The sequence below is a fragment of the Streptomyces sp. 7N604 genome, from assembly GCF_052245475.1.
GTDB lineage: Bacteria > Actinomycetota > Actinomycetes > Streptomycetales > Streptomycetaceae > Streptomyces.
In genome coordinates, this window is record NZ_JBQQBX010000024.1 from 1 (window position 1) to 13484 (window position 13484).

10 protein-coding genes are annotated in these 13484 nt (G+C 70.1%); 8 read left to right on the forward strand and 2 right to left on the reverse strand.

Features of this window, described 5'->3' with window-relative positions; translation table 11 throughout:
• Together ACTWP8_RS25265 and ACTWP8_RS25270 are read left to right on the forward strand one after the other, a co-directional pair.
• Positions 1-227, forward strand: a 227-nt coding sequence (locus tag ACTWP8_RS25265; RefSeq protein ID WP_443324422.1) for an AMP-binding enzyme, incomplete at its 5' end; no start/stop codon positions are given.
• 105 nt (positions 228-332) lie between these two features.
• On the forward strand, positions 333-1052 hold the full coding sequence (locus ACTWP8_RS25270; protein ID WP_443324423.1) for a GtrA family protein: 720 nt from the start codon (positions 333-335) through the stop codon (positions 1050-1052).
• Here ACTWP8_RS25270 and ACTWP8_RS25275 read toward each other — a convergent pair.
• Positions 961-1458, reverse strand: coding sequence for a MarR family winged helix-turn-helix transcriptional regulator (locus ACTWP8_RS25275; protein ID WP_443318319.1), 498 nt, complete (start codon positions 1456-1458; stop codon positions 961-963). The genes ACTWP8_RS25270 and ACTWP8_RS25275 overlap by 92 nt on opposite strands.
• A 178-nt stretch (positions 1459-1636) precedes the next feature.
• On the opposite strand from ACTWP8_RS25275, the gene ACTWP8_RS25280 reads away from it, so the two are divergent.
• Both ACTWP8_RS25280 and ACTWP8_RS25285 read left to right on the forward strand, forming a co-directional pair.
• Positions 1637-2476: a lysozyme gene (locus ACTWP8_RS25280; RefSeq protein ID WP_443324424.1), complete on the forward strand. Its 840-nt coding sequence runs from the start codon at positions 1637-1639 to the stop codon at positions 2474-2476.
• 299 nt (positions 2477-2775) lie between these two features.
• Positions 2776-3591: a hypothetical protein gene (locus tag ACTWP8_RS25285; protein ID WP_443324425.1), complete on the forward strand. Its 816-nt coding sequence runs from the start codon at positions 2776-2778 to the stop codon at positions 3589-3591.
• A gap of 98 nt (positions 3592-3689) precedes the next feature.
• Here ACTWP8_RS25285 and lon read toward each other — a convergent pair whose 3' ends face one another.
• Positions 3690-6101: an endopeptidase La gene (lon, locus tag ACTWP8_RS25290; RefSeq protein WP_443324426.1), complete on the reverse strand. Its 2412-nt coding sequence runs from the start codon at positions 6099-6101 to the stop codon at positions 3690-3692.
• A gap of 276 nt (positions 6102-6377) precedes the next feature.
• Here lon and ACTWP8_RS25295 point away from each other — a divergent pair, with 276 nt between their 5' ends.
• From ACTWP8_RS25295 to ACTWP8_RS25310, 4 genes are all read left to right on the forward strand, one after another.
• Positions 6378-7088: a spermidine synthase gene (locus ACTWP8_RS25295; RefSeq protein ID WP_443324427.1), complete on the forward strand. Its 711-nt coding sequence runs from the start codon at positions 6378-6380 to the stop codon at positions 7086-7088.
• Positions 7089-7180: 92 nt separating this feature from the next.
• Positions 7181-7930, forward strand: coding sequence for a response regulator transcription factor (locus ACTWP8_RS25300; RefSeq protein WP_443318324.1), 750 nt, complete (start codon positions 7181-7183; stop codon positions 7928-7930).
• Between the two features lie 22 nt (positions 7931-7952).
• Positions 7953-9074: a HAMP domain-containing sensor histidine kinase gene (locus ACTWP8_RS25305; protein WP_443324428.1), complete on the forward strand. Its 1122-nt coding sequence runs from the start codon at positions 7953-7955 to the stop codon at positions 9072-9074.
• A 258-nt stretch (positions 9075-9332) separates the two neighbouring features.
• Positions 9333-13418, forward strand: coding sequence for a multifunctional oxoglutarate decarboxylase/oxoglutarate dehydrogenase thiamine pyrophosphate-binding subunit/dihydrolipoyllysine-residue succinyltransferase subunit (locus tag ACTWP8_RS25310; RefSeq protein WP_443324429.1), 4086 nt, complete (start codon positions 9333-9335; stop codon positions 13416-13418).
• The last annotated feature ends 66 nt before the right edge of the window (positions 13419-13484 follow it).

Here is a 13484-nt window from a genome sequence, read left to right on the forward strand (position 1 = left end):
CCGAGGAACTACGCACCCACGTCGCCACCGCACTCGGCCCCATCGCCAAACCCCAGCGCATCCTCCCAGTCGCCGAACTCCCCAAGACCCGCTCCGGCAAGATCATGCGCAGACTGCTCCGCGACGTCGCCGAAAACCGCACACTCGGCGACGTGACCACCCTCACCGACTCCTCCGTCATGGAACTCATCCAGAGCAAACTGCCCACCGCCACAAGCGAAGACTGAGCGCGAAGCCCCGTGGCGGGGTAATTGCCGCCAACATGGAGGGGCTGGGGGACGACTGACACGGCAAGCGGGGTCCCAAATCCCTGGCTGAAGAGTGCAGTTAACATGTACCGGCCATGGCAGTCGACAGACAAGGCTCGCACCTTGACCATCGCGGGATTAGCGGTACTGCGGCAGAAATTGCAGCGGATTGGCGGTGAGGTCGGCAGATTCGGTGCCGTGGGCGCTGTCGGCTGGCTGGTGGACACGGCGGTGTTCAACCTCTGCTTGCACATGGTGAACCTGCAGACGGTCCGGTCCGGATTGATCGCCAACGCGGTCGCTATCGGCACCAACTACGTCGGGAACCGCTACTGGACCTACCGCCACCGGGACAAGAGTCGCACCACCCGTGAAGCGACCCTGTTCGTGCTGTTCAGCAGCGTGGGCATGGTCATCCAGAACGGTGTGCTCGCCCTGTCGCACTACGGCTTCGGCCATACCTCGCCCTTGGCCGACAACCTGGCAAAGAACGTCGTCGGCCTCGGCTTGGCCACCGGATTCCGCTTCTGGTCCTACCGCACGTGGGTGTTCCGCAGGGAGCCCCGGAGCGAAGACAACGCGTACAGAACCGATAACGCCCTCCAAAGTGCGGGAGCGGGGGAAACCGTGCTCGCGGCCTCTGAGCCATCCAGGTTACGAAGGCCGTGTTGCGCCCCGGAACTCCCGTCCGGGCGGGCCCGGGCGGCTTTCGTCAGTCGTCCGCACCGCCCAGCACATTCAACCGGTGGAGCAGCCGCGCCAGTTCGGCGATCTCAGCGCGGTCCCAGCCCTCCAGCTTCTTGACGTACTGCTCGCGGCGCGCGCTCCGTACCGCCGCGAAGCGGGCGCGGCCCTCGCTTGTGAGGGCGACGAGGGAGGCGCGTCCGTCGGCGGGGTCGGGGCGGCGGGCGATCAGGCCCAGGATCTCCAGCGCCCGCAGCTGGCGGCTCATGGTCGCCTTGCCGACGCCGAAGTACGCGGCGAGCTCGGTGGCGCGCTGCTCGCCCGCGTCCTCGAGCCGCAGGAGCAGCCCGTACGCGGCGGGCTCCAGGTCCGGGTGGACCTCGCGCGCCATCTCGCCGGAGGAGGCACGGGCGCGGCGCAGGAAGACGGCCAACTCCCGTTCGAGCGCCAGAAACTCACGGTCCACGCCACTCACGCCTTCCGCACCTTTCCTCCGCGGCCGATTTCTTTCAGCTGCCGCTGTCATCGCAGCTCGGCCAGTATCCCGCCAGTATTTCGCAGGAGTAGACCATCGGCAGCGCGTTGGTCCTCTTTGACCCCCGTGGCCAGCGGGTATGGGCCTTATGGCATGGCCACACCAATGGCCCGATGCCCACCCCCTGCTTCCCCCCTCCCTCCCCCGCACCTGGTCACCGGAGGCACGCATGTCCGTGCACGGCTCCCTTCGCTGCCTATTCGTCGCCCTCCTCGCCCTCCTGATCGCCCTGACCTGTCCGGCTTTCGCCGTGAGCACCGCGAGCGCCGCCGACCGGCCCGGCCCCGCCGGACGCCACCCCGAGCTCAACTGGATGGGCTCGACCGTCCAGAAGCACGAGCCGGGGATCGCCAACCCCATCCCCGCGCCCTCACTCGCCGCCGCGAGCGTCGAGGGCGTGGACGTCAGCAGCCACCAGGGGAACGTCAACTGGTCGGCCCTCTGGAACAGCGGCGTCCGCTTCGCCTACGTCAAGGCGACCGAGGGGAACTACTACCGGAACCCCTACTTCACCCAGCAGTACAACGGCTCGTACAACATCGGCATGATCCGCGGCGCGTACCACTTCGCGACGCCCAACGACTCCAGCGGCGCCAACCAGGCGAACTACTTCGTCGACCGCGGAGGCGGCTGGTCGCGCGACGGCAAGACGCTGCCGGGCGTGCTCGACATCGAGTACAACCCGTACGGCGCGACGTGCTACGGCAAGAGCCGGGCCGCGATGGTCAGCTGGATACGCGACTTCACCACCACCTACAAGGCGCGGACCGGGCGGGATGCGGTGATCTACACGACCACCGGATGGTGGACGCAGTGCACCGGGAACAGCGGGAGCTTCGGGTCGACGAACCCGCTCTGGATCGCCCGCTACAACACGACGCCGGGCACGCTGCCGAACGGCTGGGCGTACCACACCTTCTGGCAGTACACCTCGAGCGGGCCGATCGTCGGCGACCACGACAAGTTCAACGGATCGTACGACCGCCTCAAGGTTCTGGCCAACGGTTAACGCTCGCCTCTGTCTTCGGACCGTTCGGCTCCGAGAGTCGAACGATCCGAACGGCCCGACAGGGCAACGGTCCCTGCTGCGCGGGCAGTTCTCCTTCGCGGCAGGGGGCCGCCCATCCCCTCCGCCACTCTGGATGGCCCGTTACGCCGCCTCTCCCGGCTTCCTCGATCCAATTCCCCCGTGAGAAAAGCGCCTATTGGGGTGATCCGTCGTTGCCGGAAACGAGAATCATCGTTTCCCCGAGTAGCCCGCAGTTCCTCCCGGTAATTCTCTCAAGAATGGGGTTCACCGTGCGTTCTGTGCGTCCTCGGATCCGACGGAATGTGATCGTCGTCGGCATCGCTTCGGCCAGTCTCGTGGGCTGGTTCGCCTCTCCCGCTGCCCACGCAACCCATGACCGCCCAAAGATCTCCGACTGCGTCGGAAAGGAGAACGGCTACGACCGTTCCGGCCAACTGAGCAACAAGGAATGGGCCCGGGCAGAAAACCACAGTGAGGGATACGGCAAGTACGCGACGTGCCGTTTCGTCATCAAGGACAAGTCCAAGTACGTGGACCTCAGCCAAAGGGTCGTATCGGACACCTACGGCGCCTGCGAAGGGCCGGCGTGGGGCGTCGAGCTGACGGCCGGCGACTCGTTGGCCAGGTCGAAGGCGAAGTCGCGGGAGAAGCAGCGGCTCAAGAGGCACGAGCACTTCATCGAGAGAACCGTCTCGGCGGAGATCTCCGCGACCATCGCGGAAGTGCTGACCATCAGCCTCGGCCGATCCACGACCGTGGGCGACCTCTGGGCCCGCGAACACAGTCGTACGAAAGGTGAGTCCACGGAGTACACGGACACCAAGACGAAGGAGAGGACGATCAGCGTCGACATCCCGGAAGGAAAGAGAGCGTATTTCCAGTACGCTCCCTGGCTCCAGAAGAGCTCCGGCTACCTGGAGATGAGCTACTGGGGTGGTGAGCCCGGCGACAGAAACAACCGGGTCGTGAAGCACATCGACCTGACGACCCATACTCCCGTCCTGAAGGACGACAAGAAGCCGCGTCTGGACTACCAGACCAGGTGGCTGGACTGCCCCACGAAGAAGTCCGCGCGGAAGACGCGGAAGGCGTAAAGGCGTAGAAGGAAAAGCCAACGGCCCCTCTCCCTTCGGCGGCCAACGGCCCCTCTCCCTTCGGCGGGAGAGGGGCCGCGCCGCTCCGGTGGCATCCGTCACGCCGCCACCGGAACTTCCTTCTCCGGCGCAGTGCGGGCCGGTTCCAGCGCCAGCTTCAGCACCTGCCGGACATCGCTCACCGCGTGCACGTCGAGCTTCTCCAGCACCTCGGCGGGCACGTCGTCGAGGTCCGCCTCGTTCCGCTTCGGGATCACGACGGTGGTGATCCCGGCGCGGTGTGCGGCGAGCAGCTTCTGCTTCACGCCGCCGATCGGCAGCACCCGGCCGGTCAGCGACACTTCGCCCGTCATCGCCACGTCCGTGCGCACCCGCCGCCCGGACAGCAGCGAGGCCAGCGAGGACGTCATCGTGATGCCCGCACTCGGGCCGTCCTTCGGCACGGCTCCGGCCGGCACGTGCAGGTGCACGCCCCGCTCCTTCAGGTCGCCGACGGGGAGTTCGAGCTCCGCGCCGTGCGAGCGCAGGAAGGAGAGCGCGATCTGCGCCGACTCCTTCATGACGTCGCCGAGCTGGCCGGTGAGCTGCAGACCGGTCGCCCCGGTCTCCGGGTCGGCGAGCGACGCCTCGATGTAGAGCACGTCGCCGCCCGCGCCCGTGACCGCGAGCCCGGTGGCCACGCCCGGCATCGCCGTACGCCGCTCCTCCGGATCCTGGGCCGACTCCGGCATGTGGTGCGGCCGCCCGATCCAGGGGCGCAGGCCGTCGGGACCGATGGTCACCGGCAGTTCCTGCTCGCCGAGTTCGTGCTTGGCCGCGACCTTGCGGAGCAGCCGGGCGACGGCCCGCTCCAGGTTCCGTACGCCCGCCTCGCGCGTGTACTCGCCCGCGAGCCTGCGCAGCGCGCCGTCCTCGAGCACGACCTCGCCGGGCTCCAGGCCCGCCCGCTCCAGCTGGCGCGGGAGCAGGTGGTCGCGCGCGATGACGACCTTCTCGTCCTCGGTGTAGCCGTCGAGCCGCACGAGCTCCATACGGTCGAGCAGCGCCTCCGGTATCGCCTCGAGGACGTTGGCCGTCGCCAGGAAGACCACGTCCGACAGGTCCAGTTCCACCTCCAGGTAGTGGTCCCGGAAGGTGTGGTTCTGGGCCGGGTCGAGGACTTCGAGCAGCGCCGCGGCCGGGTCGCCGCGGAAGTCGGAGCCCACCTTGTCGATCTCGTCGAGGAGGACGACCGGGTTCATCGACCCGGCCTCCTTGATGGCGCGGACGATCCGGCCGGGCAGCGCGCCGACGTACGTGCGCCGGTGGCCGCGGATCTCGGCCTCGTCGCGCACGCCGCCGAGCGCGACCCGGACGAACTTCCGGCCCATGGCGCGGGCGACGGACTCGCCGAGCGAGGTCTTGCCGACGCCGGGCGGGCCGACGAGCGCGAGCACGGCCCCGCCGCGCCGCCCGCCGACGACACCGAGGCCACGGTCCAGGCGCCGCTTCCGTACGGCCAGGTACTCGGTGATCCGCTCCTTCACGTCGTCGAGACCGGCGTGATCGGCGTCGAGTACGGCCTTGGCGCCCGGGATGTCGTACGCGTCCTCGGTCCGCTCGTTCCAGGGCAGCTCCAGGACGGTGTCGAGCCAGGTGCGGATCCAACTTCCCTCCGGGCTCTGGTCGGAGGACCGCTCCAGCTTGTCGACCTCCTTGAGGGCGGCTTCCCGCACCTTCTCCGGCAGGTCGGCCGCCTCGACGCGGGCCCGGTAGTCGTCGGACTCGTCCCCGGGGTCGCCGCCCAGCTCGGCGAGCTCCTTGCGGACGGCCTCCAGCTGACGGCGCAGCAGGAACTCGCGCTGCTGCTTGTCGACGCCCTCCTGGACGTCCTTGGCGATGGACTCGGCCACGTCCTGCTCGGCGAGGTGGTCGCTGAGCCAGCCGGTGGCCAGCTTCAGGCGGGCGACCGGGTCGAGGGTCTCCAGCAGCTGGACGCGCTGCTGGGGGTTGAGGAACGGCGAGTAGCCGGAGTTGTCGGCGAGCTGCCCGGGGTCGTCGATCTGCTGGACGCGGTCCACGACCTGCCAGGCGCCGCGCTTGCGCAGCCAGCTGGTGGCGAGGGCCTTGTACTCCTTCATCAGCTCGGCGACCGGGACCGGCATGGGGTCCGGGGTCACCTCGTCGATCTGGGTGCCCTCCACCCAGAGCGCGGCCCCGGGCCCCGTCGTCCCGGCGCCGATGCGCACCCGGCTCACACCGCGGATGAGCGCGCCGGGGTCGCCGTCGGAGAGCCGGCCGACCTGCTCGACCGACCCGAGCGTGCCCACCGCCGCGTACGTCCCGTCGATCCGGGGGACCAGCAGCACGCGTGGCTTGCGCCCGGAGGATCGCGCAGCGGCCTGCGCGGCCTCCACGGCGGCTCGCACCTCGGCGTCGGACAGGTCGAGGGGCACCACCATCCCGGGCAGAACGACCTCGTCGTCGAGCGGCAGAACGGGCAGGGTGAGCGATGCGGACGTGGAAGCCATGATCTCCCCTTCGGCATTCAAGTTGAGCGTTAATGACTCAATGCGTCGGGGATCCCGGGTGTTCCCCGGGCGCCGTTCGCTGTGAGCGATCGGACACCGAGTCGGCCCGGCGTGGGCCCGCCCGGCTGGCCATGTTCACCGGAGTCTTCAACCTCCTGTGGGCGACGGTCACCGTCCTCATGATCGTGCGCCCCGGCTCGGCGACGGGGCCCTGACGGCGACGACTACCCTGGGCGCGTCAGAGTCCCGTCGAGCCCCTTCCGGAGACCGTCCGCCATGCCGCCCCTGCCCAGCGCCCCCGCCGCACCGGTCACGGTCGACCGCCGCGAGGGCCCGTTCGGCGAGGTGGTGCTGCGGCAGCGCGGCGAGCACTTCGAGATCATCGCCAACGGCTGCTTCCTGATGGACACCTCCGACGGGCGCTCGGAGCGGCTGCTCATCGACGCCGCGCTCGCCGCCCTCCCCGCGGACCGGGACGAGCCGTCCCTGCTCATCGGCGGTCTCGGCGTCGGCTTCTCGCTCGCCCGCGCCGCCGCTGAGCCGCGCTGGGGCCGGATCACCGTCGTCGAGCGCGAGCAGGCCGTCATCGACTGGCACCGCGCGGGACCGCTCGCACAGATCTCCGCCGAGGCCCTCGCCGACCCGCGCACCGCGATCCTCCACACTGACCTGGTCGCCCACGTCCGCACCCCGCGCGAGACATATCGCGAGGCATATGACGCGCTGTGCCTGGACATCGACAACGGCCCCGACTGGACGGTCACCGAGGACAACGACAGCCTGTACGGGCCGGCGGGTCTTGCCGCCTGCCGGGAGCGTCTCGCGCCGGGCGGGGTGCTCGCCGTGTGGTCCGCCAGACCGTCGGCCGCTTTCGAGGAAATGTTGCGGAATGCCGGATTCACTGGCGTAAGGACCGAAGAGGTCCAGGTCACCCGAGGTGTCCCGGATGTCGTCCACCTCGCCGTAAGGCCGGGGACTCCTGCGTAGCCGAGGTACGCACCGTGCCCGTACGCTGCTCCGTGCAGCGACGGTAAGTAAGCAAGGCTCGGCAGGACACGGGGAACATGCAGGGGCGGGCGATGGAGCAGACACACAACGGCGTGGCGAGCAGCGCGGCTGCCACTCCCGGCGCCCAGCGCCGCGTTCTGGTCGTCGAGGACGACCAGACGATAGTGGACGCCATTGCGGTGCGGCTGCGCGCCGAGGGCTTCCAGGTGCAGACGGCGTGCGACGGCCCGGCGGCCGTCGACACCGCCGAGGCCTGGCAGCCCGACCTGCTGGTTCTCGATGTGATGCTGCCGGGCTTCGACGGGCTCGAGGTCTGCCGCCGCGTACAGGCGCAGCGGCCGGTGCCGGTGCTGATGCTCACCGCGCGCGACGACGAGACCGACATGCTGGTCGGGCTCGGTGTCGGCGCGGACGACTACATGACCAAGCCGTTCTCCATGCGCGAACTTGCGGCCCGGGTGCACGTGTTGCTGCGCCGCGTGGAGCGGGCCACGCAGGCGGCGACCACCCCGCGCAGCGGCATCCTGCGCCTCGGCGAGCTGGAGATCGACCACGCACAGCGCCGGGTGCGGGTGCGCGGCGAGGACGTGCACCTCACCCCGACCGAGTTCGACCTGCTGGTGTGCCTGGCGAACACGCCGCGCGCGGTGCTCTCCCGCGAGCAGCTGCTCGCCGAGGTGTGGGACTGGGCGGACGCCTCCGGCACCCGCACTGTCGACAGCCACATCAAGGCGCTGCGCCGCAAGATCGGCGCGGAGCGGATCCGTACGGTCCACGGGGTCGGCTACGCGCTGGAGACCCCTGCGACCCCGGCGACCTGACCGGCGGACGGCGGACCCGCGGATGAACAACCGGCCGCCGGAGCCCGTGCGGCCCGGCCTCTGGGCCCGGGCCTGGGAGGCGCTGCGCCCGCTCGACCCGTACCGGTCGGTCAAGGCCGCGCTGGGCGCCCTGGTCCTCGTCTCGGTGACTATCACCACACTGCTGGTGCTCGTCGCCATCCGGACGTCGACCGAGCTGCGGATCGTCACCATCTTCTCGATCATCGCCACGATGCTGATCACCCAGTTCGTGGCGCACGGGCTGACCTCGCCGCTGGACGAGATGAAGACCGTCGCCCGCGCGATGGCGAACGGCGACTACAGCCGGCGCGTCCAGGCCGTACGGCGGGACGAGCTCGGCGAGCTGGCCGCGACCTTCAACCACATGGCGGCCGACCTGGAGGCCGTCGACCGGCACCGCAAGGAGCTGGTGGCGAATGTCTCGCACGAGCTGCGGACGCCGATCGCCGGGCTGCGGGCGGTGCTGGAGAACGTCGTGGACGGGGTCTCCGAGGCCGACCCGGAGACGATGCGGACGGCGCTGCGGCAGACCGAGCGGCTGGGCCGCCTGGTGGAGACCCTGCTCGACCTGTCCCGGCTCGACAACGGCGTCGTACCGCTGCGGACCAGGCGCTTCGAGGTGTGGCCGTACCTGTCCGGGGTCCTGAAGGAGGCCAACCTGGCGGCCGCGGCCCGCGCCCACATCGGCGGGGCCGGCGCCCGCGCGGACATCCACCTGCACCTGGACGTCTCGCCGCCCGAGCTGACCGCGCACGCCGACGCCGAGCGGCTGCACCAGGTCGTGGCCAACCTGGTCGACAACGCGGTCAAGCACAGCCCGCCGCACGGCCGCGTCACGCTGCGCGCCCGCCGCGGCGGCACCGGCCCCGGCAGCCTGGACCTGGAGGTCCTGGACGAGGGCCCGGGCATCCCGGAGCCCGAGCGGCACCGGATCTTCGAGCGCTTCAACCGGGGCAGCGTGTCCACGCCGCACGGGCCGGGGAGCGACGGCGGTACGGGTCTGGGGCTGGCGATCGCCCGGTGGGCGGTGGATCTTCACGGCGGCAGCATCGGGGTGGCCGAATCACCTCGGGGGTGCCGGATACGGGTCACCCTCCCCGGGGCCCCGAAGGCGCAGGGTTGACTTAGGTCGAACGGTACGGGCCCGGACGGCAGCGGCTGGGGCACGCAGCGGGTAGCTGAGGAAGCCGCAACCGCGCCCGGACGTGCTCGTTCCGGGCGTAACCGGCGATGTTTCCCGCCTGATCATTCGGCGAAACCAGTCGATCAATGTGACTTGCACGACGACTGACCGGCCCGGCCTGCACCGAACCGTCTAAGAGGCGTAGCCTTTATTTCCGCTGTCCACCACCTAAGGAAGCGGAAGAGGGCGGTTGCCGCCGTGTCGCCACAGTCCCCCAATACCTCGAGCATCTCGACCGACGAAGACGGGCAGGGGAAGTCCCCCGCGACCGCATTCGGTCCCAACGAGTGGCTCGTCGACGAGATCTACCAGCAGTACCTCCAGGACCCGCACTCGGTAGACCGAGCCTGGTGGGACTTCTTCGCCGACTACAAGCCGGGACACGACACCGGCTCTGCGGTGGCTTCGCCACCGCAGGCAACGACCGGGGCGGGGGCCCCGACGGCCCCCGCGCCCAGCGCCGCGCAGGCTGCGCCTGCCACGGGCGCTGCCGCTGCTGCCACGACCGGCCGGACGGCCGCGGGCAGTGCGGCTCCGGCCGCAGGAGCTGCAGGTGCTCCCACCACCGCCGCTCCGACGGCCCCCTCCGCGAACGGCGCCGCAGCCGCTGGCGCGAAGGCTCCAGCCGACGCGCAGGCAGCGCCCGGCGCAGGCACCGCCACCGCCCCGGCCAGGCCCGGCGCCGGCGCCCCGGCCGCACCGCGGACTGCTGCCCCGGCGGCGAAGCCCGCCGCGCAGGCAGCGCCCGGCGCTGCCGCCACCACCGCCCCGGCGAAGCCGGGCGGCGGGGCGGCCGCAGGCGCCGCGCCTGCCGCCGCGCCCGCCAAGCCCGCCGCAGGCGCACCCGCGCCCGCCCGGCCGGCGGCTGCCGCCGGTAAGGCAGCTGAGCCGGCCGCCCCCGCCGGGCCGGAGTTCGTGCCGCTGCGCGGCCCGTCCGCCGCCGTGGCGAAGAACATGAACGCCTCGCTGGAGCTGCCGACGGCCACGTCCGTCCGTGCCGTTCCCGTGAAGCTGCTGTTCGACAACCGCATCGTCATCAACAACCACCTCAAGCGCGCCCGCGGCGGCAAGGTGTCCTTCACGCACCTCATCGGCTACGCGATGGTGCAGGCGCTGAAGGCGATGCCGTCGATGAACTACTCCTACGCGGAGAAGGACGGCAAGCCCACCCTCGTCAAGCCCCCGCACGTCAACCTCGGCCTCGCCATCGACCTGGTGAAGCCGAACGGCGACCGCCAGCTCGTCGTCGCGGCGATCAAGAAGGCCGAGACGCTCAACTTCTTCGAGTTCTGGCAGGCCTACGAGGACATCGTCCGCCGCGCCCGCGCGAACAAGCTGACGATGGAGGACTTCACCGGGGTCACCGCGTCGCTGACCAACCCCGGCGGCATCGGGACCGTCCACTCCGTACCGCGCCTGATGCCCGGCCAGGGCGTGATCATCGGCGTCGGTGCGATGGACTACCCCGCCGAGTTCCAGGGCACCTCGCAGGACACCCTGAACCGGCTGGGCGTCTCCAAGGTCATGACGCTGACCAGCACGTACGACCACCGCGTGATCCAGGGCGCCGCCTCCGGCGAGTTCCTGCGGATCATGCACCAGCTGCTGCTCGGCGAGAACGAGTTCTACGACGAGATCTTCCAGGCGCTGCGCATCCCGTACGAGCCGGTGCGCTGGCTGCGGGACATCGACGTCTCGCACGACGACGACGTCACCAAGGCCGCCCGGGTCTTCGAGCTGATCCACTCCTACCGGGTCCGCGGCCATGTCATGGCGGACACCGACCCGCTGGAGTACAAGCAGCGCAAGCACCCCGACCTCGACATCACCGAGCACGGGCTGACCCTGTGGGACCTGGAGCGCGAGTTCGCGGTCGGCGGATTCGCCGGCAAGTCGATGATGAAGCTGCGCGACATCCTCGGCGTCCTGCGCGACTCGTACTGCCGCACCACCGGCATCGAGTTCATGCACATCCAGGACCCGAAGCAGCGCAAGTGGATCCAGGACCGCGTCGAGCGCCCGCACACCAAGCCGGAGCGCGAGGAGCAGCTGCGGATCCTGCGCCGCCTCAACGCCGCCGAGGCGTTCGAGACCTTCCTGCAGACGAAGTACGTCGGCCAGAAGCGCTTCTCGCTGGAGGGCGGCGAGTCCGTCATCCCGCTGCTCGACGCCGTGCTGGACTCGGCCGCCGAGTCGCGCCTGGACGAGGTCGTCGTCGGCATGGCCCACCGCGGCCGGCTCAACGTGCTGGCGAACATCGTCGGCAAGTCGTACGCCCAGATCTTCCGCGAGTTCGAGGGCAACCTCGACCCGAAGTCGATGCACGGCTCCGGCGACGTGAAGTACCACCTGGGCGCCGAGGGCACCTTCACCGGCCTGGACGGCGAGCAGATCAAGGTCTCGCTGACCGCGAACCCCTCCCACCTGGAGGCCGTGGACCCGGTCGTCGAGGGTGTCGCCCGCGCCAAGCAGGACATCATCGGCAAGGGCGGTACGGACTTCACGGTCCTGCCGGTCCAGCTGCACGGCGACGCGGCCTTCGCGGGCCAGGGCGTGGTGGCCGAGACCCTCAACATGTCGCAGCTGCGCGGCTACCGCACCGGCGGCACGGTCCACATCGTCATCAACAATCAGGTCGGCTTCACCGCCGCACCGGAGTCGGCCCGCTCCTCCATGTACGCCACGGACGTGGCGCGCATGATCGAGGCGCCGATCTTCCACGTGAACGGTGACGACCCGGAGGCCGTGGTGCGCGTCGCGCGGCTGGCCTTCGAGTTCCGCCAGGCGTTCAACAAGGACGTCGTCATCGACCTGATCTGCTACCGCCGCCGCGGCCACAACGAGTCCGACAACCCGGGCTTCACACAGCCGCTGATGTACGACCTGATCGACAAGAAGCGCTCGGTGCGCAAGCTCTACACCGAGTCCCTCATCGGTCGCGGCGACATCACGCTGGAAGAGGCCGAGCAGGCGCTGCAGGACTTCCAGGGCCAGCTGGAGAAGGTCTTCACCGAGGTCCGCGACGCCACCTCGCACCCGGCCCCGGCCCATGTCCCGGAGCCGCAGGCCGAGTTCCCCGTCGCTGTCGACACCAGCATCAGCCAGGAGGTCGTCAAGCGGATCGCCGAGTCCCAGGTCAACGTCCCCGACCGGGTGACTGTCCACCCGCGCCTGCTGCCTCAGTTGCAGCGCCGCGCGGCCCAGGTGGAGGACGACGCGATCGACTGGGGCATGGGCGAGACCCTCGCCATCGGCTCGCTGCTGATGGAGGGCACCCCGGTCCGGCTGGCGGGCCAGGACTCCCGCCGCGGCACCTTCGGCCAGCGGCACGCGGTGCTGGTCGACCGGGAGACCGGCGACGACTACACCCCGCTGCTGTACCTGACCGAGGACCAGGCCCGGTTCAACGTCTACGACTCGCTGCTCAGCGAGTACGCGGCGATGGGCTTCGAGTACGGCTACTCGCTGGCCCGTCCCGAGGCGCTGGTGATGTGGGAGGCGCAGTTCGGTGACTTCGTCAACGGCGCCCAGACCGTCGTGGACGAGTTCATCTCCTCCGCCGAGCAGAAGTGGGGCCAGACCTCCGGCGTCACCCTCCTCCTGCCGCACGGCTACGAGGGCCAGGGCCCGGACCACTCCTCGGCCCGTATCGAGCGCTTCCTGCAGGTCTGCGCGCAGAACAACATGACGGTCGCCATGCCGACGCTGCCGTCGAACTACTTCCACCTGCTGCGCTGGCAGGTCCACAACCCGCACCACAAGCCGCTGGTCGTCTTCACCCCGAAGTCGATGCTCCGGCTCAAGGCGGCGTCGTCGAAGACGGACGAGTTCCTGACCGGCGGCTTCCGCCCGGTCATCGGCGACACCGCGGTTGCTTCGGGCGCGATGGACGCGGGCGCGGTCCGTAAGGTCGTCTTCTGCTCCGGCAAGGTCTACTACGACCTGGTGGCGGAGCGGGAGAAGCGCGGCGCGAACGACACGGCCATCGTCCGGCTCGAGCGGCTGTACCCGCTGCCGGGTGCGGAGCTCCAGGCCGAGATCTCCAAGTTCCCGGGCGCGGAGAAGTTCGTCTGGGCCCAGGAGGAGCCCGCGAACCAGGGTGCGTGGCCGTTCATCGCGCTCAACCTGATCGACCACTTGGACCTGGCGGTCGGCGCCGACGTTCCGCACAAGGAGCGCCTGCGCCGCGTCTCCCGGCCGCACTCCTCCTCCCCCGCGGTCGGCTCGGCCAAGCGCCACCAGGTCGAGCAGCAGGCCCTGGTCAGCGAGGCATTCGACATCTGACCGGCACTGCGGCACGTACGGAAAGGGCCCGGCCCCGCGCGATGCGGGGCCGGGCCCTCCGGCGCT

Coding starts and splice junctions, on each gene's coding strand:
- ACTWP8_RS25270 (WP_443324423.1), top strand. CDS start 333: ATGTACCGGCCATGGCAGTCGACAGACAAGGCTCGCACCTTGACCATC.
- ACTWP8_RS25275 (WP_443318319.1), bottom strand. CDS start 1,458: ATGACAGCGGCAGCTGAAAGAAATCGGCCGCGGAGGAAAGGTGCGGAA.
- ACTWP8_RS25280 (WP_443324424.1), top strand. CDS start 1,637: ATGTCCGTGCACGGCTCCCTTCGCTGCCTATTCGTCGCCCTCCTCGCC.
- lon (WP_443324426.1), bottom strand. CDS start 6,101: ATGGCTTCCACGTCCGCATCGCTCACCCTGCCCGTTCTGCCGCTCGAC.
- ACTWP8_RS25295 (WP_443324427.1), top strand. CDS start 6,378: ATGCCGCCCCTGCCCAGCGCCCCCGCCGCACCGGTCACGGTCGACCGC.
- ACTWP8_RS25300 (WP_443318324.1), top strand. CDS start 7,181: ATGGAGCAGACACACAACGGCGTGGCGAGCAGCGCGGCTGCCACTCCC.
- ACTWP8_RS25305 (WP_443324428.1), top strand. CDS start 7,953: ATGAACAACCGGCCGCCGGAGCCCGTGCGGCCCGGCCTCTGGGCCCGG.